Origin of the sequence: Paenibacillus sp. GM1FR, from assembly GCF_002803315.1 — a bacterium.
Lineage (GTDB): Bacteria > Bacillota > Bacilli > Paenibacillales > Paenibacillaceae > Paenibacillus > Paenibacillus amylolyticus.
Genome location: NZ_MKZL01000016.1, coordinates 55,738 through 76,356 on the forward strand (window position 1 = coordinate 55,738; position 20,619 = coordinate 76,356).

The window sequence follows — 20,619 nt, forward strand, 5'->3', positions numbered from 1 at the left end:
GGTGTGTCTCAAAACTCGTTCGGAGTTTTCAGACACACCCACCGAGGGGAGGCGGAGCGTTTGGAGGTGGAAGGAATGGAAGAAAATTATAAGCACAACCAGCACGAAGGAAATGAAGAGTTACAGCAACGTGCCCTAATACAACATATTAATGACCGCTCCCTAAAAGCTGTTGTCATCGGTCTCGGTTATGTTGGTTTACCCATGGCTGTAGAGATAGCACAGGCCGGTTATCAAGTCCACGGGATTGACATCGATACTTCCAAGGTAGCCAAGCTGAACGCCGGGAATTCGTATGTCATAGGTATAGAAGATGATGTTGTGCAGTCGCTTATGCAGGCTGGATTATTCACGGCAAGCACCGATTATGCAGCGGTGGCACAGGCCAATGTCATTGTGATCTGTGTGCCCACCCCACTGACCGCCGAGCATCAACCGGATATCTCGTATATCTCGGCGGCGGTGGATGGCATGACTCCGTATTTGCAGGAAGGCAGCCTGGTTATATTAGAAAGCACGACCTATCCGGGCACAACGGAGGAACGCTTGAAACAACCGATTGAAGCGGCAAACGGCTGGCGAGCTGGAGAACAGTTCTACGTCTGTTATTCTCCAGAGCGGGTAGATCCGGGCAGTGTGCATTATGGTGTGAAAAATACCCCGAAGATTATTGGCGGTTCGACACCCGCTTGTCTGAATTATGGTAAACAGTTCTACGGCTCGTTCCTCAACGAAGTTGTTCCGGTAAGTTCAACAACGGTAGCGGAGACAGCAAAGCTGTTCGAAAATACATTTCGCAGTGTCAATATTGCACTCGTGAATGAGCTGACCCCGGCCTGTGAACAGATGGGGGTAAACATCTGGGAAGTACTGAATGCGGCGGCAACCAAGCCGTTTGGTTATATGCCATTCTATCCAGGCCCCGGCATCGGCGGGCATTGTATTCCAATCGATCCGATCTATCTGTCCTGGGCTGCAAACCGTCAGGGATCGGAGCTGCAATTCATTCAGCTGGCGGATGCAACCAATCGGCAAATGCCAGAGAGAGTAGTGAAACGTGCCGCGGAGCTGCTGGAGCAGAATGGTGTATCTGTGCGGGGAGCACGTGTTGTACTGGCGGGTATGGCTTACAAAAAAGACATTGATGACCTGCGTGAATCGCCAGCGCTGGACGTTTATCGGCTGCTGAGCGCAGCGGGCGCAGATGTTGTTTTCACCGATCCAATGGTGCCTGTCTTCCGTAAGGATGATGGTACAGTGCTGCACTCTTGTCCAGCGGTGCCAGAATTATGGACAGGAGCTGATCTGGTGATCATCACCACGGATCATTCGGGATTCAATTATCAGGAGATGGCAGATCATGCAAAGCTGATTTTTGATACACGCAATGCAACGGCCGGATGCCTCGGGGGAAATATTGTGGTGCTGGGTCAGCCGGTTCACCGGGTGAAAACGGGAGAAACCTATGGCCAATCATGATCGAGTGAGTGAACGCTATTACGGCGAGATTAATTCGGAAGATTCTCATGAAGCGACGAGAACGCGTATCCACTGGATGTGTCGTGAGGCGACAGGCAAACGCATTCTGGATGTCGGGTGCAGTCAGGGCATTACGTCCATTCTGCTGGCGCGGGAAGGATTTCGTGTAACAGGGATTGATCTGGAAGAAGAAAGTGTCCGATATGCGCAAGCTGAGCTTGCCAAAGAATCCCGGCCGGTTAGAAATAATGTAGATTTTCGAATGCTGGATATTACGCAATGGAAAGTAAGGACTGCCTTTGATACTGTGCTGCTTGGAGAAGTGCTGGAGCATTTTGCTCATCCGGAGACGTTGTTGATCCAGATTTATCGGCTGTTGCAAGGTGATGGGACGTTGGTTGTGACTGTGCCGTATGGGTATCACCCGTTCTATGACCACAAGCAGACCTTCTATGCGGGAAGCCTGGCGATGACCCTGATGCCGTATTTTGAAGTATTGAAACTCGAAGTTCATCATAAATATCTATGTTGCGTGGCCCGCAAACGGCGGAGTACACAGCTGCATATATCGCCGACTTTGGATCAACTGCTGGAGTGGATGGAGCTGGATCATGTCCATTTTGCTGAGGTGGAACATCAGCACCTCCGCGTAATGAAACAGCGCAAGAAGGCACTGGACAGTGCGGTGGAGCAGGTGAAACGACTTCGCCGTCAGGAGAGTGGGGAAGGGTAGCGGTGAAGGTAGGGACAGTGGCAAGGGCAGGGGTATTCTAACGAATCGCACACGCCTTATTTTGATGATTTTGGAGAAATGAGAAATGTAACGAATCTCAGCGGCGCTATTTCATCTGAAGCTGCGATAAACGACGAATGGATGCCTATAATGCGAGAATAGCGGGTCTCAGATTCGTTACATTTTCCAAGTGGCTGAAATACACCAAATAGCGTCACCTCAGTTCGTTAGCCACAGTGAAAATGAAATGAATTCTTTATTGAACTTTGAGATTTGGGAGAATGAGTGTGAAAGCAGCCTCTTGTAGTGGTAGCGCTGATTCTTGGTTTACAAGTTAATCGTAAGTTTGAAGAGAAAATTGGAGTGGCTTAGTACCAGTACCTGGTCAATGAAAGAACAAACCCGTTATGACATTTCGCAATACGCGTACGACAGGAAGGGGCTCAAAAAGTGATCACCATCAGTCTGTGCATGATTGTGAAGAACGAGGAACGCACGCTGGCGCGCTGTCTGGACTCGGTTGCCGGCATCGCGGACGAGATCGTCATTGTGGATACCGGTTCATCGGATCGCACGATTGACATCGCTGCGCAGTATACCGATCATGTCTACACGTATGAATGGAAGGAAGACTTTGCCGCAGCGCGGAATGAGTCATTCGCCAAGGCCACGCAGGAGTATATCCTGTGGCTGGATGCGGATGATGTGCTGCTGCCCGCGGAACGGGCGAAGCTGGAGGTGTTGAAGCAGCAGCTTCCGTCCGGGGGAAAGACGGAAGCTGTGATCTTGAACTACACGCTGGCCGAGGGAGCGGAGGGGAGTCCCCTTGTGACGGACCGACGCCTTCGCCTGGTCAAGTGGGATGCCGGGTGCCGCTGGCATGGCCGGCTGCACGAGCAGCTTAGCTTCCCGCGGGGCGAGGTCATTACGGCAGACATTGCCGTCACGCATCGCCGCGAAGCGGGACATCATTCGGCACGAAACGTGCGCATTCTGCGCAAATGGATCGCCGAAGAGGGCGTAGCCCAAGGTCGCCTGCTATTTTATTATGCAGGCGAATGTTATGACCGCCAGCGTTATGCGGCGGCGGCACGCGGATACACGAAGCTGCTGGAGCAGCCAAGCGGTTACCGCGAGGATCGCCTGATTGCCTGCGCGCGGCTGGCGGAATGTTATGAACGACTGGGTGAGCCGGGCCGTAAGCTCGGAGCATTGCTGCAGTCGTTCCAGTATGATCTGCCACATGCCGATTTCTGCTGTGCCATTGCGGCCTGTTTCCATGAGCGGCAGGAACCAGTTTCGGCGATCTACTGGTATATGCAGGCGGTGGACGTGAGCAGCCGCGATCCGGGCCTGCGCCCGGTACCTATGGCTTGCCGTACCTGGCTGCCACATGCCCGTTTATCCCTTTGTTATGCTCATCTGGGCAACTGGGAGCAGGCACTCATGCATAACACCAAAGCCCGAGAGTACTTGCCCAACGATCCCGGATTACTTGCCAATCGGCAGAAGCTCGAAGTTGTGGTACGCAAAGAGATGAAGGAGCGGGAAGAACGTGGTGAAGTGTCACCGCGTAAGTAGGGAGACGAACTGGGACAGATGAGTACAGAAGGGTTTGAAGCGGGAGTAGAGATAGAGAAAATAGATTGAAGTAGAAGTGAAATAACAACAAAAACTAATCCGTTGCTGGTAGGATGCGATAGGGCTTATCAGTGAAAATAAGGGTTGAGTGGAAATAGAGTGTAAGGCACAATTGCGAGCAGAAGCAGAAGCAGAAGCAGAAGCAGAAGCAGAAGCAGAAGCAGAAGCAGAAGCAGAAGCAGAAGCAGAAGCAGAAGCAGAAGCAGAAGCAGAAGCAGAAGCAGAAGCAGAAGCAGAAGCAGAAGGTGCTTATGATTAAGCGGTAGAATAGATGTGATAGATAAGTTATGTGCTGCCTTATGTTTAAAGTTCTATAGTACGAAGTTGTTAGTGAAAAAGCATATTAAACCACCAATGAAGTATAAGTAATTACACGATAACATGTAGAACAAGCGTAGCCCCGCTTAACCGAAAGAGTCGGCGAGTGGGGCTTTTAATGCTTCACGTGCCGCGTGTATCTCCTGCCATGGTGTAATGAAAGTAGCATTTGGTGAAATTTTCACAAGGCATACAGAGTGTTGGAACTTCTGACATGCGGTGCAGTGAGGATTACTCATCAAGATGAGACCTCGAGTGTTCAGATTCGTCATATTAGCTGCTACGTTGTTTTATTTTTCGGGTGCCAGGCATCGCACAGACTGATCTTTCATCCGTAAGCTTTTGCAAGCCCAGCCCCATCCATCATATATTTCGTCATCGATGTTGAGGGTCATGGTCTCATCCGTATATTCATTCCAGTTTTCAATCCGAAGTGTGTTTTCACTGTCCCATTCGAGATGGTTATTTCCGTGGTGCTTGGCACGATAGATCGTTTTTACTGTGGCGTCCTCAGGTGCATTTGTCTTCTTAACATCGACCCAGATTGTAACGCCGCCTGCCGCACCACCGTAAGGTACACCGTAAATTTCGGCAGTATAATCACCATTCCTTGAAGGCATGGAATAACTCAATTCCCCCAGCTCGGAACGGTCAAACGTGGAGAAGTAAGGACGGAGCCAGAAATACAGGAATACAGCGGCAAATAGTACAAGAATCAACAATGTAAATGTAGTGAGAATAGGGTGTCTACGTATCCAAGGTTTGCGAGAATCTGTATAGGATGAACTTGAATTAGCTTGAGTATTTTGATCCATAAGGTTGAACCTCCATTTGCACCTTACAGTGAAATTTGCTTTGCAGGAATATAAATGTCCAACTCTCCGTAGTGGTCCTGAGCCAGACTGCCATCAATTCTTTCAAAATAGTAGGGATCACTCTTCTCGTACCCCGAATGGCTCTGCCAATATTCATCGATAAATGTCCAGACACTGTCCAGATGATCAATGTTGATCAGACTTGGGTGGAAATCACAGACAAATTTGAATACGGCATACTGGTTGGCCGGGACCTCAATTCCGTCCAGTTCTTCAGGGATATGATCCAGACTGGTGACCTCTACAGACGGCTGATATGTACTGTAATCCTCGTTAATTTCATTGGTAAATCCGATATATACGTTGGGTTGCAACACGTTAGGAATCGAATGAAAGTGTTTTGCAAAAAAGTCGTTGCCTGCTGAATTGGCTTCATAGTGCTCTTCGTTATCTGCATACCGAATGTGGGACCGTTGCCCAATGAGTTTCATAGCCGGTTTTCGTACATACGTTGGTTTGAAAATATATCCATATGGAAGCGTTGTGATCATGGACGAAGTCATGCGGGCTGTGAATTCAAGGTTTCCAGCTCCCTGTTTGCGATACTGCAGGGGTGTAATGCCGAAGGCTTGTTTGAAAGCACGTATGTAGGATTGTTCATGTTCAAAAGCGTAATGTCCGCTGATATCGATAATCTTCCAGTTCAGATTCACCAATTGCTCCAGGCTGCGTGCCAATTTGCGTGAGCGAATGTATTCTCCAGGCAGTTGTCCGCTGACATGTTTGAACATGCGATGCAGGTGGAATTTGGATATATGAGTCACAGATGCCAGATGATCCAGCGTTAATTTGTCTTGAATATGGTCTTCTATGTAGTCGAATAGCTTATCCAGTGTGTCTAGCAGATCATGTTGCATATCAATCTCCCTACTTCTAATAGTACTTACAGCAATAAATGTTCATTTTTTCCTTATCACCGATGATATCATAACCAAGTACATAATTTAATGACAAGATTGGAGAAAGCATCCATGTTTGCTGACAAAAAAAATTATACAACGTTAGGCATGTTAACTCGATTATGGACAATAACGGGCAAGTACCGTATGTTCATCATTCTGTTACTTTTCGCCGCATGCTTGGTCTCCCTGATTGAGGTCGGTTATTTGGAATCGATCCGAAGACTGGTCAAAGGCGCGACTGAAGGACAGTTTTCGTTACTCTACTCAGGGTTGATCATAGGCGTTAGCATTGTAGTATTACGATTGATTGTAACCGCATTCATGACGAGGGTCGAGACGTTATTCCAGCAAAAGACATTATTGTCTGTGCAGTCTCTACTGCTCTCATCCTTTAGCAACACAGAGACACGTGATCTGGCACATTATCATACGGGTGACCTAACCTCTAGGGTCTGGACTTCAGCCAAGGAAGCACAGAAGGGGATCAACCAACATGGCATTGAACTCGCCAAAAATATCATTCAGCTGATTCTTGCCTTTGCTTACTTCAGCTGGGTGAACTTGCCGCTGTCGTTGGCTATCATTGCATTCACATTGATCTATCCTCTTGTAACAGTAGGACTGGGTAAATGTCTACAAAGACGGCATGATCAGTTGAATGCCAGTGCAGCATCAAGAGATGAGATACTGACAGAAATCATCCAAGCCCCGGTTGAGATCCGAAGTTACGGACTCGCGGGTTATGTACACCATCAATTTAAAGGTCGAATGGATCAGGTTTTCAAACATACGATGTCTGTATCTGTGTTACAACGACTTTCGGAAGCAGCCGGACGGGTCTCCACGTATGGTGGCATGATTCTGATTCTCTATCTAGGCGGCATGCAGGTCCTGAATGGACATATGGATGTAGGCGGACTGGCAGCTTTTCTGGTAGCAAGCAGTCAGTTAACACGTCCGATTGAATCGTTATCTGGGTTGTGGAATGATTTTATTGGTTCGGCTTCTCATGCGTCCAGAATCTTTGAGGTGCTGGATTTGGAGAGAAAGAACACGGTTGCTAATACCGGTACAAATACATATGTACAGTCCGATATGCATTTAGGACAGCCTGAAAAACAATCTAAACCGGCTGGTATCAACGTGCAGCATGTGTCTTATAGGTATGCGGAGCAAGAAGAAGTGTTAACAGATATTTCTTTTGAGGCCAAGAAAGGAAAGCTTACTGTAATCACGGGGCCAAGTGGATGCGGGAAAACCACGTTATTGAAATTGATAGCCGGACTAGATAGACCTGTTACTGGTTCGATCCAGGTCATGAATCAGAAGAATTCACTGAAGGATATGCACGAAGTTCAGACAGGGAATGTCAATCAGGTGTATGCTCCGCAACAAGCCTTTATTTTCACAGGAACAGTGGAAGAGAATATTGTTTTTGGACAAGAAGGGATATCTGCCGATCAAGTAAAGGTTGCGGCCCACATGACGCATGCACATGACGCGATTATGCGTCAATCGCTCGGTTATGGGACAGAGCTTCAGCCACAAGGCGGGACGATGTCGGGTGGTGAGCTTCAGCGTATTAGTCTAGCCAGAGCGATGCTGAGGAACCCGGATATTCTTCTGTTGGATGAACCGACGTCATCTCAAGACCCGTGGCATGAGCAACGGTTGAATGATCTTTTTGCCCGAATCACTGCTGACAAAGGCACAACGGTTATTGCAGTTACTCATCGATTATCGCTGATAGAACGGGCAGATCAGGTCATCTATATTCAGAAAGGACGCGTCAAAGATACGGGGACTCATCGTGAATTGCTGGATCGTCCAAACGGATATCGAAGTTATATTGCGGAGCAGGATACGGAAGTGGAGGAACAGCATGAGTAACAAGATTGAAGATGCAGCATATGCCGATGACGTTGAAATGAAAAGCAGTCATGAGAAAAGCGGAGCATATGAGATAAATGAAAATAATGAAAATGAAAATATCGAAAATGAAGCTCATCATCAGATGAACGAAAGTGATGTTCCAGATGACCCGAAACAAGCTGTATCATTGGCAACGGTATGGCCCGTTATTTTTCGCTGGATGAAGCCTTATGGATTAGCTGTAGCGATCTTGCTCATTTTTATCGCCGCAGATGCGGTCTTTGATTGGGGACTTGCCTTTGTACAGGGATTCTTCGTGGATGCTATTCATGATGGGGGACAGGAGCAGCTTAATGCTACAGCGATCATCTTTATCGCCATTCTGGCAGGGTTTATCGTATTACTCGCGATGCATCGTTATGTGCTGGTACGGCTCAAGGAATCGATGCAACGGGATATGTCCATGGATCTGTTGAAACTGTTAAACCGGATGCCCTATTCCTGGGTGCGCAGACAGAAGTCCGGGGATGTGATGCTTCGCATCAAGGAAGACACGAAGCATGGTGCAGAAGTTGTGGAGGCTATTGCAGAGGGTGTTACGGTTGTATTCATCATTGCTCTATCGCTGGGTTATTTGTACAGAGCAGATGCATGGGTTGCGGTTATCGCCTTGGTAAGTGCAGGGGCAATCTGGTTTACGGCGAGGTTGTATGATCAGCGAATTGTACATCTGTCCGATGAGGTCGAATCCAGGGAAGGCGAGTCCCAAGAACAGATCCAACAGTATGTTGAAGGGATACCGGTGATTCAGATGTATAATGCTTCACCGTGGTTTCTCGCTCGATTTCGGACACAACAGCAATCATTGAATCGTGTTCATGCCAAGTTGCAGATGACCCTGAGCATGTCGGATAACGTGGCGATGGCGGTGTTTGGTTTGGCTCAATTGGCAGCGTTGTTCCTTATTGCTTTGTCAGCGGCTAGGGGAACTTTGTCTCCGGGCATGGTTGTTGCAAGTAGTCTGCTGTTTGAACTGGTGGTGTGGCCAGTACTCGGCTTGTCCAGCCAGTGGAGTCAGATGCAAGCCAGCGTGGGTGCATTTGGACGTATCTCTGCATGGTTGAAATTGGCGGAGAACAAGAAGACAGACGCATCCAATACTAAGCACGAGGAGCTTGCACAGGGAATTTGTAACCAAGATCAAGGGAATACACAAAAAGGGGCACATAAAGAGAACGAAATTGCTATGCTACGTCTTCAACAGGTTATGGTAACCGATGAAAACAGTGGTCGGAAGATTCTGGATCAGATTACGTTTAATCTGGTTCCTGGTGAACTGGTTGCGGTAGTTGGAGCCAGCGGTGCTGGCAAATCTACACTGTGCCAAGTGTGTGCGGGGTTGATCGAGCCAACAAATGGAAGCATATTGCTGGGTGATAAACATGTTGCAGAGTATGTAGAGATGGATAATCAATCCAGACTGACGTATATGCCACAGAGACCAACTTTTTTCACAGGAACGATTGAAGACAATATTCATCTGAGTTCAGACGTTACATTGGACAGAGTGAAGTTTGCGGCAGAGCAGGCAGGTTTGCATGAATATATTGAGGCACAGGAAGGACAATACGCAGCAATCTTGCATGAGAAAGGGGCCAATCTATCTGGAGGCCAACAACAGCGACTGTCGCTTGCCAGACTCTTCTTGAGGTCATCCGATCTTTATATTCTGGACGAACCAACGTCATCATTGGATATTCAGACAGAACAGAACGTGATGAATCACTTGCTGAACTTTATGAAAGGCAGCATAGGATTGCTTGTCACACATCGCATGGAGGTTGCTCGTCAGTGCTCTCGCATCCTTGTTATGGAACATGGCCGAATTGCCGAGGATGGAACTCATGAACAACTGATACAGAGGAAAGGATTGTATTATCGTATGAATGCAAAAGGCGGTGATACAACATGAATGAATCTGGGATTAAAAAAGTAATCGATACGCTGGAGTTCTTGAGTCAGGATCGGGAAGCACGTCGTTTGTATGAAGAGCGCCAGAAATATTTACATGACGAAGCTTCTATGATTGAGTGGGCTACGGAAAAAGGCATAGCTAAGGGGATAGAAAAGGGATTAGTAGAAGGGGAAAAAAGCAAGGCAATTGAGATTGCGAAGAACATGCTCTCACTAGGACTCGAAGTTACTATTAATTTGCAAAGGCCAGTGGCTTGCCGGAGTCTGAGGTAGAGTCGTTAAAAGATTAAAGTGAAGTTGTAAAGTTGTAAGGTATAGTAGCTTCACCAGATGAATGGGTATGGGTACACTAGCGTGATATGAGTGTGTCGGTTGTGAATAAAAGTTTACAACAATCGTTTTGTCCAACTAGGGCAGGACGGTTGTTTTTATTTTAATGAAGAAGCTTCAAACGTTTTACAGTAAAACGCGGTTGCTCATTCGGGGCTGGGCCGTTAAACTAAAGGGAGCGGCGTTTGCTTGACGGACAAGTCATGAGAACGCCATTTTGTTGTCAAGGATGCGGCATATGAGCCGCTTTCGGATGTCAGAATCGGATCGGACCAAGCTGGTGGAAAAACGCCGGTGATAAGTAAGGAGTCTTTACATGAGTGTGCAAACACCTACATTAGAAGAAGCGCAGGGTCTCCTGCAAAAATATTATGGCTACCCCGACTTCCGTGAGGGACAGAAAAAGATCGTAGCCAGCCTGCTCGAACGTGAAGATACGTTGGGTATTATGCCAACTGGGGGCGGTAAGTCGATCTGTTATCAGATCCCCGCTCTGTTATATTCGGGTCTGACGCTTGTTGTCTCCCCGTTGATCTCATTGATGAAGGACCAGGTCGATGCGTTGACGACCGCCGGAATTGCTGCCGCGTATATTAATAGTACACTGAGCGGCAAAGAAGTGAATGATCGCATCCGCGCGGCGCAGCGCGGTGAGCTGAAGTTGCTCTATGTCGCGCCTGAGCGACTGGAGCTGGATTGGTTCCGCGAGGAGATGGGCTATTTGCCGATCTCTTGCGTTGCCGTGGATGAGGCCCACTGTGTATCGCAGTGGGGGCATGATTTTCGGACAAGCTACCTGGCGGTAGCGCCGTTTGTGGACAGTTTGCCGGAGCGGCCGGTGGTTGCGGCCTTCACGGCTACAGCGACGCCCGAGGTCATGGGCGATATTCTGCGTTTGCTGCGTTTGCAGGACCCGCAGACATATGTGACCGGACTTGGGCGGGATAATCTGGCGTTTAGCGTGCTGCGTGGCGAGAGCAAGAAGGATTTTGTTCTGAATTACGCGCGCGAGCATGCCAGTGAGCCAGGTATTATATACGCCGCGACTCGTAAGGACGTGGACGATCTGCATCAGCGTTTGTTGCAAGCGGGATTGCCCGCAGGACGCTACCATGCCGGGATGACGGACGATGAACGGTCCCAGAGCCAGGAAGCTTTTTTGTACGATGATATTCGAGTGATGGTGGCGACCAATGCGTTCGGGATGGGGATTGATAAGTCGAACGTGCGTTACGTTATTCATAACAGCATGCCGAAAAATATGGAGGCATACGTGCAGGAAGCCGGACGTGCAGGCCGGGATGGAGAGCCAAGCCAGTGTATTCTGTTATTCGGGGCACAGGACATTATCACCCAGAAGTTCCTGATTGAGCAGAATCCGATGGACGGCGACCGCAAACAGAACGATTACCGGAAGCTGCAACAGATGGTGGATTACTGTTACACAACGCGTTGTCTGCGCAGTGCGCAACTGGATTATTTCGGTGAGGTGCATGACGATACACCTTGCGGTACTTGCAGTTCCTGTACGGACGACCGCGAGTTGGTAGACATGACGATTGATGCACAGAAAATATTCAGTTGCATTCACCGCATGCGTGAACGGTATGGTGTATCGCTGGTCGCTTCTGTGCTCAAAGGCTCCCGTGCCAAAAAAGTGCTTGATTATGGCTTCAACTCTCTGCCAACCTACGGCGTGATGGGTAATCGGACAGAGCGTGAGATATCGGAGATCATCAACGTGATGGTATCCGAAGGATATCTGATGCTGTCTGAGGGACAGTATCCGGTTGTGCGTTTGCAGCCACTGGCGGTGGAAGTGCTCAAAGGCCAGCGTGAAGTGATGCAACGTGTCGTCCGCAAGACAGCGGCAACAGCTTCGGGTACGAACTATGGTGGACGGCGCGGACGCGATGCAATGCCATCTGCGGTTAATGAGACGGTATTTGAACAACTTCGTCTGATCCGGCGTGATCTGGCGGCGAAAGAGCATGTACCATCGTACATTATTTTCAATGACGCGACCCTGCGTGAGATGAGTGTGGTATGTCCACAGACAGAACGTGACATGCTGGATATCAAAGGGGTCGGTGAGGTCAAGTACCGCAAGTACGGACTGCCGTTCCTGGAGTTTTTCCAGAAGCAATCGGGCGAAGAAGTGGATACGGATGATGATGCGTTTTACGAGTATGAGTGAGTATGAAATGAGTAAGAGTAAGAGTGAATTGAGTATGAATTGTTAATTTTCACTTTCCAATCTTGAAGTTGGTCGTCGCGTCTCTGTAGAGTGGACAAATGGTGGCGAATTGTCTTTCAAAGGGTGGACATTGGCGTTAGAAATGGCTGACCGTATCGTATACAACATGTAGGTTTATTTTATGTGGTCCGTACTGTATGTTGTGGTTTGGATTTGGCGGGGTGTATATGTCTTTTTGAAAAGAGTGTCCACTCTTTGAAAGACAAAAGTTAGATATGTCCATGAGACATGGAATGGCTAGTTCAAAAGAGGTTTAGATGAACAGCATCCGGGGCAGGATGGCTGTGCAGCTTACTTTTTACCAAAAAAAATATGGTCTGGGTGTCCAGGCAAAGGTTGTGAACCATGAAGGTTATTCTTTCTACATTAAATGCAAAGTACATCCATACCTCTTTGGCGTTGCGGTGTCTGAAGGCGTACAGTGAGAAGGATTTTGATATTGACCTGGCGGAGTATACGATCAAGGACCCGGTGATGAATATTGTGTCTGATCTGTACCAGCGCGGCGCGGACGTGATTGGTTTCTCGTGTTACATCTGGAACATCGAAGAGACGATTAAGGTCATTGATAATCTGAAAAAGGTTATGCCGAACGTGAAAATTCTGCTGGGCGGGCCGGAAGTGTCCTACGACACGGAATATTGGATGAACCGGATTCCCAATGTGGATTTCATCGTGATGGGTGAAGGGGAAGAGACGCTGCATCAGCTTTTGATGGAGCTGGAAGGAAGCAAGAAGTTCCACTTCGTGTATGGACTGGCGTATCGCAAAGGGGAAGAAGTCATTCTCATGCCAGGACGGCCAAAAGCGGATCTGAACGATCTGCCTTCACCGCATCGATTTGAAGAGGATATTCCGGAGCTTGGGAAGCGGGTTGTTTATTTTGAAACCAGTCGGGGCTGCCCGTTCAGTTGTCAGTTCTGTCTGTCCAGTATTGAGGTAGGCGTGCGGTATTACGATATTGAGCGGACAAAGTCGGACATTCTGTACCTGATCGAGAAGGGCGCGAAGCTGATCAAATTTGTGGACCGGACGTTCAATATCAAGCGGGATTATGCGCTCGAAATGTTCAAATTCCTGATTGAGAATCATCAGGGGACGGTGTTCCAGTTTGAAATTACGGCGGATATTATGCGTCCCGAGGTGCTCGATTATCTGGCAGAGAATGCGCCGCCGGGCACATTCCGGTTCGAGATCGGGGTTCAGTCCACGAACGATCCGACAAATGAACTGGTGAAACGTCGTCAGAACTTTACCAAGCTTAGCCGGACCGTGAACAAGGTGAAAGCCAGTGGCAAAATCGACCAGCATTTGGATCTCATCGCCGGATTGCCTGAGGAAGATTACAATACTTTCCGCAAAACGTTTAACGATGTGTTTGCACTGGGGCCGGAAGAGCTTCAGCTGGGATTCCTCAAAATGCTGCGTGGTACAGGTCTGCGTCTGGATGCGGAGAAGTACAACTATACGTACATGGATCACGCGCCGTATGAGATTCTGGGCAGTGATGTGCTCCCGTTCAGCGACATCGTGCGCTTGAAACGGTTGGAGGATGTGCTGGAGAAATACTGGAACGCACACCGGATGGACCATACGCTGAAGTATCTGATGGAGCAAGAGTTCAACTCACCGTTTGATTTCTTCCAGGCGTTTGGGGATTATTGGGAGGGTCAGGGTTGGCAGAAGATTGGTCACCAACTGGAGGATCTGTTTACTCGTCTGCACAGCTTCCTGGAGTCGCGGAATACGCCGCATATGGATATCGTGCTCGGCCTGATGAAGCTGGATTATTTCCTCGGCCACAAATACAAACCACGCAAAATCTGGTGGGAAGATCCGCTTCAGAAAGACCAGTGGGCGGGTTATATGAAAACGTTGGCTGAACGTCCAGAAGACGTTCGACTGCCACGTGTTGCCGGCGCCGCAGGCACGGCATGGTTGGAAAGCAGCGGCACGGGTCCGAGTGCCGCTGGGGCAAGTTCGGCTGCTGCCGGAGAAGACTCTGCCGCAGATGCGGCGGGTGTGATCGGCAGCGAAGCCGGGGGTGCAGCGTCGCTTGCTTCGGGCGACGCAACAGGGTCCGCCGCGGATGGAGCGGCGGACATGGTGGACGGCAACGCTTCGCGTGCGTTGCCGATGACCTCGGCCATGACCGCACAGACGGTCATGGGTGCCCGTGCTTTCGCCGACCTTGGTCTCGGCGAAAAGGAACTGCAGAAGCACACCGTATTGGATGTGCTTCCGTTCCGGCTTGAGCGTGTGCTAGCTGGCGCCAGCCCGCTTGCCGCGAAAGGCCGGACGCTGCTGGTCGTTGTGTACCAGCAGCATGAAGGGCAGCAGGCGCAGTATTACACGCTGCCGCTGGGAGAAGAAGCCGCTGCCATGTAGGTGCAGCGGCCTGAGATAAGCTGAATGGGCTAATTGGTGCCATGTAGCAAGAGGAAGCGCCACGACTATGAGGTCGGGGCGCTTTTTTTTACAACAGCAAAGCTCTCATATTAAGGTACTGTAAAAAAACCTAGAAGACACGGAGGCCACAGAATGGATCTGAAGACGTACCTGGCAGAGCATTTTCCAAACCTGACCTTAGAGCCACCTCTTTTTTATAATTGGGATGTTGCAATACGATTCGAACTTGGCAATCCTCTGATGTTTGGAATGAATACGGAGCATTACATGGAAAAAGTTTATCATCGATCACTTGAACTATTTAAGGCTCTTCATGATCAAGAAGATGAAGTCCTATTAATAACTCAAGCTTATTTTGCAGATAAGCCTAAACACAAAGTGAAAAAATTGAACCTGTACAGAAAATATATCAAGAAGAAAGGGCCAATTAGAGCCTTGAGCCTTGAGATATTTCCAGGTCTGGATTGTGAAACAGGTGACATCTCAGACCCAAGGAACAACATGTATAGGTACTGGACTAAATGTAGAGTTGAGGACTTGAAATATAATCAGTTAATCAAAGCTATATGTAATCATGATGTTGGAATTAAGCCAAAGATATATCATAGGGTGTATTTCATTAATATAAGTAAGAAAACGATATTTCATATCTATGATGATAGAGGTTGCGATGTTATTTCAGCATCAAAGGAAGAGCTGAGGGGTATTTATAAAGAATATAGTGATTGGATTTTAGATAATGATAGAGACAGAATTAACAAGGTATTTTTAGGATAGTGGGTTGGATGATCCAATACAATTTTCTGATGTTGATCGCGCAGGGATAATGTATTATTTGAAACACAGGTTTGGAAAGAACTTCAAGAGTGTTCAGATGTAAGGAGTAAAGATTATGGATAAAAAAGAAAAGAAGTTTATCATTGTTATGATTGTACTTGCTGTAGTTGTAGTAGGAGCTATATGGTACCTAAAAGTAGGATATTTATTAAAGAAACCAGAGATGCCCGAAGCAAATATTGCAATTCAGACCCAAATGGTCGATGGTGGTGCGATTAGTTTACGAAATGCTGATTACACCGAAAATCAAATCAAGGTTGGATATGAAGTGAAAGGGTTCAGTTTGGAGGAATATAATATTGCTTGTGAGCTTTATCATGACGGACATTTGATTTCAACTTCTGGCTCAACAGGTGGCGGTTTGATAGAACTTGACGAGAAGCATTATTACTTCATTGGTTATGAGAATATAACTGAAATGAATCTGCCTGAATCTATACATCTAAACGTGGAGATTAAAGTGATACCCAATGATTTTAGACAAAAATCGATAACTTCATCATTTGACGTAAGCCTTGATAAAGAAGTGCAATAGATTGAAGGGGCAGCTATGTCCGCAAAGGTCACCGTTGTTTGATGAAAACCTTAATTCAAGTGGTACTTCTCCATAACGGAGTCACGGAAAGTTTCGTATTCTGATAACTCTTTTGCAGTGGAGGATTGAGTTAAACTATATTGAGTTATCCCTTCAAGGCTGAATTTGCCTAAGTTATCATTGATTAATCCATAATCACCAAAGGTGTTTTTCATCAAGAAAAGCACACTTTTATCACCCTTCTGTAGTTCTACATAGTCATCAACTGTATATTTGACGTCTCCTTCCAGGCTAACGGGTTCAATGATCTTCAATTCGTTCTGATCTGAAGGGAAATCTTCGGGTTTCTTCAATATCTTTTCAATCTTAATATTTGTATTGGTGTGAAAGGATTGCATGGTCCCATCATCAAATGCAGTAATAACATGCTCTCGATCTCTGAAATCTTCTGTTGCATAACCAATAACGATCAGTTCGGCGAACGCATCCAGATTATCTATTTCATGAAATATTAAAGAGTTGGCTGAAAGGTTGACGACTTTATGAATGGGCACGTACGGTTTCGATTGACCGTTTGCGTAAGCGATTGCAGCAGCAGAGATAGCCAGTACGAATAAAGAGACTAGTACAACCTTCCTTTTGAAAAAAGACATGATCTCATCCTCTCCGTTAGATTTAACTTCTTTTGAAAGCATCTTGCTTCATTTCTACTATACACATATCTGAAAATTACTGTAAATTAAATGTCTGACAGAGTATCAATCCTGAATTAATTCAGTATCTAAAATATGATGGCACCATTTCATTGATTTTTGGAACGGAAAGACAGAATATGTTGAAGGACCTAAAGCGTGACCATAAATTTTGATAGAAGAAACCCAAGGAGGGTCCTATGAAGACCATCGTTTATATGGTTAGGCATGCGGAGTCACCGTATACGGAAGGAACGGAAAGAACGAGGGGGCTTACCCTGGAGGGCAAGATGAATGCAGAACGAATAACGGAAATATTAACGAATGAAGGAATACATTCCATCGTCTCAAGTCCTTATGCCAGGGCGATTCTAACCTTAGAGGGTGTGGCAGCAGCGTTAGAATTAGATATTCAGATCATGGAGGATCTGCGGGAAAGGCATTTTTCAGATGATATGATTGCGGATGAAGAGTTTGAGCCTGCTTCGAAGAAGATGTTTGATGACCCGGATTATGCATTGCCAGGAGGCGAGTCGAACACGGTTTGCCAGAGTAGAGCAGTGGGCGTGTTGAAACAGATTTTAGAAGAATACAAGGGTAAAAAAGTGGCGATCGGCACACACGGACATGTAATGACGTTGATGATGAACTACTTTGATTCGAGTTTCGGATTGGATTTTATGAATCAAACCAAGAAACCGGACATTTATCGATTACAATTTGACGAGATGGAATTAGAGAACGTGACAAAGCTATGGAACGAATAGGGTGAAAGTGAAAGGCGAGAACGGTTGTTCATAATTTTGGTTACAGGTAAAATATAGATATCATTAAATATGGAAGGGGTGACTCCATTGACATTACAAAACTTATTTCATGAAAAACCAACGAAACTATGGAAGGAGAGAATGATTGAAGGCGGAGATGAGCTCTTCACAGAAGAGAGATTACTCAAGTCTGATCAGGCCCTGGATACATATTTGCACCAATTAATAGCATTACAAGAAACGCAAGATTCTGAGCGCATGATGAAGGCTGTAGAAGAAGTTGTGCTTAGGTTTAATGAAATGAATGAGGCCAATGGTTATTTTATTGAGACGATGGAACGTGAAGAATTGGCTGATTTTATAGACAAGGCGGCTAGGCTGGCTGGATTAGACATCCATGAGGATGAAGATATTACGGAAGAATGGAGAGAGTGGTAATTCAGCAGAACAGCGTTTTCCAATTTTAATGATAAGGGTGATCAATATGGAACGAGGACTCATTATATTTTTGAACGGAACGTCAAGTTCGGGGAAGACAAGCATTGCGATGGAAATGAAAAATCAGGGAGACATTCCGTTTCATCACTTATCTGTAGATCAATTTCTGCATAATTATGATCAATTTATCGACAATACATATCCAGATATGAAACCAACTAGAGAAGTAGAGCACCATGTCATGACAGATATCCTGTTCGACCCGATCAATTCGATGTACTGTGCAACCATTAAGCTATTTTCGGAAATGGGTTTGAATGTCATCGTGGATACGGTCATCAGCAATGACAAGTGGTTTAATGATTTTTATGAGTTACTATCGGATTATCCGATATTGTTTGTAGGCGTGCAGTGCTCGAAAGAAGAACTCACCAGAAGAGAGCAGAGCAGGGGAGATCGCGAGATTGGACTTGCCCATTCCCAGTTCGACTACATCTACTCTTATGATGAATATGATCTGGAAGTGAATACGGAAGAGCTTAGCTCAGCTACATGTGCGGAAAAAATATTAAGTTATATGAAGTCTGATCAGGAATACTTGGCATTTAAGAAGTTAAGCAGAAGAGAGGTAAAAACACCGTAAAAGAAATGAATTTAAGACCAAGGATGGTAAGCTGGCGCTTTGATGATGAGGTGAGATCGGATAACTCGGAAGAATGGAATTGGATAGAGATCACGATGGTCTTTACAGATGGTTCCAGACGATGGAGCATCTTATATACACCAGAACGTTTGCTAAATAATTTGTCTCGACCGGACATTGACCCACCAGGTCTTCATATGCAGCAACTGATTGTTGTTAGAAGCTATGAAGTGGATGACATTGAGAGAGTGCTGAACGTTTTTGATGAAGAAAATAAATTGATCGAGGCATCAAGGGAATATCCAGAGTAGCTTCGAAATGATGAGTTCTACATCAGATGAGTTAATACATGATTCATGTTTTGAAAAGAAGATTGGAAGGTTGTCTGATTCTCTATGGAATAGAGAAGGGCCTTCCTCTTTTTGTTTTTAGAACTTTGCTGGACAAGGGGGAGAACGCTATGAATCCAGAAGATCATATTCAACACATGTTACAGGCAATCATTGAACAAACACAATCCATCATCAACGATAGTCGTAAACAATCTTTTGGATTACTGGAATATTTCCTGGGACATATTTTGGAGTATCGGGATGAACAGCAATACCTGACAGATGATTGGCATATCCGAACACCGCGCTGGTTAGGGGAGTATGGGAATACGCCGGAGGAAGAGGAGCTTCTTTCGGACATCTACCGACTGCAAGGGTATATCGCTGAGAAATTAAAGGGCGGATAAAAGGCTTGCCATGTCGCATTAGTCCGGCTGAAATGTCGCAAAAGTACATGGTAACACGATACGGAGATCGTATATACTCTCTTTATGTTTCGATAATGAAAATCATTATCAGTATCATACATAAGGGGGATTCACAAATGAAACAAGGAACAAAGGGGCAAGCGGCTGGTAACAAAGCCTATGCTGCTCACAAATCACGATTACTTATGGGCTTGATGATGGCCCTTATTCTAGTCCTGACGGCTTGCGGTGCCGCAACAAGTACAGATAGCGGTATGCAATCTGCGGCAACACCAGCGGAGACACCTGCGAATGCGGAAACGCAGACGGACGGAGCTTTTCCCGTAACGATCAAGGGTATGAAGGGTGACATCACTCTAAACGAAAAACCACAGAAAATTGCAGTGCTGGATGTTAAGTTTCTGGATCAAATGTTAGCCGTTGGCGAGAAGCCAGCAGGTAGTGTTATCGCTGGAGGTAATACGGATTTTCCAGAATACTTAGGCGATCAGCCGAGTGACGTACAGGTTCTGGGTACACGGGACGAGCCTAATCTGGAAGCGATTGTTGCACTCGACCCAGATCTAATTATCATGACGGACTTTCAAGAAAAACAGTATGAGGGTGTAAGCAAAATTGCTCCTACCCTGGTACTCGATTTCTACGAAGACTGGCGGGATACGTTAGCTACGGTTGCTAAAATTACAGACAAGCAGGACGAGGCTGAGAAAGTGCGCACAGCCTATGAGGAAAAAGTTGCTGGCCTGAAGGTACAGCTGACAGAGAAAATGGGAGATGAAACAGTCGCTCTGATTCGTCCGCGTAAAGAAGGTATCCGTGTCCATGGCATCGAGCACCGCACAGGCGGCATTTTGTATAATGATTTGGGCTTGAACATGCCTGAACTCGTTAAAGAGATCAAGGATGATACTTCTGTTGAAATTTCCATGGAGAAAGTCCCTGATATTAAGGCAGATCGTTATTTTGTGCTGTCGGATGAGCTGTTCGCAGCAGAGGCAGAGGCTATGTTGACTAATCCCGTGTGGAAGTCCCTTGATGCTGTGAAAAATAACCACACGTATGACGTAAACTCAACACTGTGGATTGCATACTACGGACCTCTTGCGATTAATCTGATTGTAGATCAGGCATCGGAAGCCCTGCTCGGATCGAACTAA

Annotated in this window: 19 protein-coding genes and 2 pseudogenes; 18 read left to right on the top strand and 3 right to left on the bottom strand. The window is 46.6% G+C overall.

The window, feature by feature from the left end:
- Window positions 1-75: 75 nt before the first annotated feature.
- From PAEAM_RS13880 to PAEAM_RS31790, 5 genes and pseudogenes are all read left to right on the top strand, one after another.
- Complete coding sequence (locus PAEAM_RS13880; protein ID WP_100527975.1) at window positions 76-1,479, top strand: nucleotide sugar dehydrogenase; 1,404 nt, start codon at window positions 76-78, stop codon at window positions 1,477-1,479.
- On the top strand, window positions 1,466-2,212 hold the full coding sequence (locus PAEAM_RS13885; RefSeq protein WP_100527937.1) for a class I SAM-dependent methyltransferase: 747 nt from the start codon (window positions 1,466-1,468) through the stop codon (window positions 2,210-2,212). The genes PAEAM_RS13880 and PAEAM_RS13885 overlap by 14 nt, the downstream gene beginning before the upstream one ends.
- A 471-nt stretch (window positions 2,213-2,683) precedes the next feature.
- Window positions 2,684-2,872: pseudogene (locus PAEAM_RS32610) on the top strand (glycosyltransferase); the annotation flags it as partial.
- A gap of 324 nt (window positions 2,873-3,196) precedes the next feature.
- Window positions 3,197-3,793, top strand: coding sequence for a tetratricopeptide repeat protein (locus PAEAM_RS32615; RefSeq protein WP_347707869.1), 597 nt, complete (start codon window positions 3,197-3,199; stop codon window positions 3,791-3,793).
- Window positions 3,794-3,965: 172 nt separating this feature from the next.
- Window positions 3,966-4,112 (top strand): hypothetical protein, encoded by a 147-nt coding sequence (locus tag PAEAM_RS31790; protein WP_165789916.1) that lies wholly within the window; start codon window positions 3,966-3,968, stop codon window positions 4,110-4,112.
- Window positions 4,113-4,461: 349 nt separating this feature from the next.
- On the opposite strand, the gene PAEAM_RS13895 is transcribed toward PAEAM_RS31790, so the two are convergent.
- Window positions 4,462-4,986: a DUF5412 family protein gene (locus tag PAEAM_RS13895; RefSeq protein WP_100527939.1), complete on the bottom strand. Its 525-nt coding sequence runs from the start codon at window positions 4,984-4,986 to the stop codon at window positions 4,462-4,464.
- Between the two features lie 23 nt (window positions 4,987-5,009).
- A complete protein-coding gene (locus PAEAM_RS13900; protein ID WP_100527940.1) occupies window positions 5,010-5,903 on the bottom strand; it encodes an AraC family transcriptional regulator in 894 nt (297 codons plus the stop codon).
- Between the two features lie 114 nt (window positions 5,904-6,017).
- Between PAEAM_RS13900 and PAEAM_RS13905 the strand changes: the two genes are divergently transcribed.
- The 7 genes and pseudogenes from PAEAM_RS13905 (at window position 6,018) to PAEAM_RS13935 (ending at window position 16,162) form a co-directional block, all read left to right on the top strand.
- Window positions 6,018-7,838 carry an ABC transporter ATP-binding protein gene (locus PAEAM_RS13905; protein WP_165789917.1) on the top strand — a complete coding sequence of 607 codons (1,821 nt, stop codon included), beginning with the start codon at window positions 6,018-6,020 and terminating at the stop codon, window positions 7,836-7,838.
- A 202-nt stretch (window positions 7,839-8,040) separates the two neighbouring features.
- Window positions 8,041-9,792: an ABC transporter ATP-binding protein gene (locus PAEAM_RS13910; protein ID WP_243391357.1), complete on the top strand. Its 1,752-nt coding sequence runs from the start codon at window positions 8,041-8,043 to the stop codon at window positions 9,790-9,792.
- Window positions 9,789-10,084: pseudogene (locus tag PAEAM_RS13915) on the top strand (Rpn family recombination-promoting nuclease/putative transposase); the annotation flags it as partial. The gene PAEAM_RS13910 and the pseudogene PAEAM_RS13915, both read left to right, overlap by 4 nt.
- Before the next feature lie 356 nt (window positions 10,085-10,440).
- Window positions 10,441-12,321, top strand: coding sequence for a DNA helicase RecQ (gene recQ / locus PAEAM_RS13920; protein ID WP_076251653.1), 1,881 nt, complete (start codon window positions 10,441-10,443; stop codon window positions 12,319-12,321).
- A 405-nt stretch (window positions 12,322-12,726) separates the two neighbouring features.
- Complete coding sequence (locus tag PAEAM_RS13925) at window positions 12,727-14,769, top strand: B12-binding domain-containing radical SAM protein (RefSeq protein WP_100527943.1); 2,043 nt, start codon at window positions 12,727-12,729, stop codon at window positions 14,767-14,769.
- A 153-nt stretch (window positions 14,770-14,922) separates the two neighbouring features.
- Window positions 14,923-15,567 (top strand): DUF3885 domain-containing protein, encoded by a 645-nt coding sequence (locus PAEAM_RS13930; protein ID WP_100527944.1) that lies wholly within the window; start codon window positions 14,923-14,925, stop codon window positions 15,565-15,567.
- 115 nt (window positions 15,568-15,682) lie between these two features.
- A complete protein-coding gene (locus tag PAEAM_RS13935) occupies window positions 15,683-16,162 on the top strand; it encodes a hypothetical protein (protein ID WP_100527945.1) in 480 nt (159 codons plus the stop codon).
- A gap of 50 nt (window positions 16,163-16,212) precedes the next feature.
- Here PAEAM_RS13935 and PAEAM_RS13940 read toward each other — a convergent pair whose 3' ends face one another.
- Window positions 16,213-16,815, bottom strand: coding sequence for a hypothetical protein (locus PAEAM_RS13940; protein WP_100527946.1), 603 nt, complete (start codon window positions 16,813-16,815; stop codon window positions 16,213-16,215).
- A gap of 239 nt (window positions 16,816-17,054) precedes the next feature.
- Between PAEAM_RS13940 and PAEAM_RS13945 the strand changes: the two genes are divergently transcribed.
- From PAEAM_RS13945 to PAEAM_RS13970, 6 genes are all read left to right on the top strand, one after another.
- Entirely contained in the window at window positions 17,055-17,621 is a 567-nt protein-coding gene (locus PAEAM_RS13945; protein WP_100527947.1) for a histidine phosphatase family protein, read from the top strand.
- Between the two features lie 87 nt (window positions 17,622-17,708).
- Complete coding sequence (locus PAEAM_RS13950; protein ID WP_100527948.1) at window positions 17,709-18,059, top strand: hypothetical protein; 351 nt, start codon at window positions 17,709-17,711, stop codon at window positions 18,057-18,059.
- 46 nt (window positions 18,060-18,105) lie between these two features.
- On the top strand, window positions 18,106-18,702 hold the full coding sequence (locus PAEAM_RS13955; protein ID WP_100527949.1) for a chloramphenicol phosphotransferase CPT family protein: 597 nt from the start codon (window positions 18,106-18,108) through the stop codon (window positions 18,700-18,702).
- 23 nt (window positions 18,703-18,725) lie between these two features.
- Window positions 18,726-19,013: a hypothetical protein gene (locus PAEAM_RS13960; RefSeq protein WP_100527950.1), complete on the top strand. Its 288-nt coding sequence runs from the start codon at window positions 18,726-18,728 to the stop codon at window positions 19,011-19,013.
- Between the two features lie 149 nt (window positions 19,014-19,162).
- Window positions 19,163-19,441, top strand: coding sequence for a hypothetical protein (locus PAEAM_RS13965; RefSeq protein ID WP_100527951.1), 279 nt, complete (start codon window positions 19,163-19,165; stop codon window positions 19,439-19,441).
- A 137-nt stretch (window positions 19,442-19,578) separates the two neighbouring features.
- A complete protein-coding gene (locus PAEAM_RS13970; RefSeq protein WP_100527952.1) occupies window positions 19,579-20,619 on the top strand; it encodes an ABC transporter substrate-binding protein in 1,041 nt (346 codons plus the stop codon).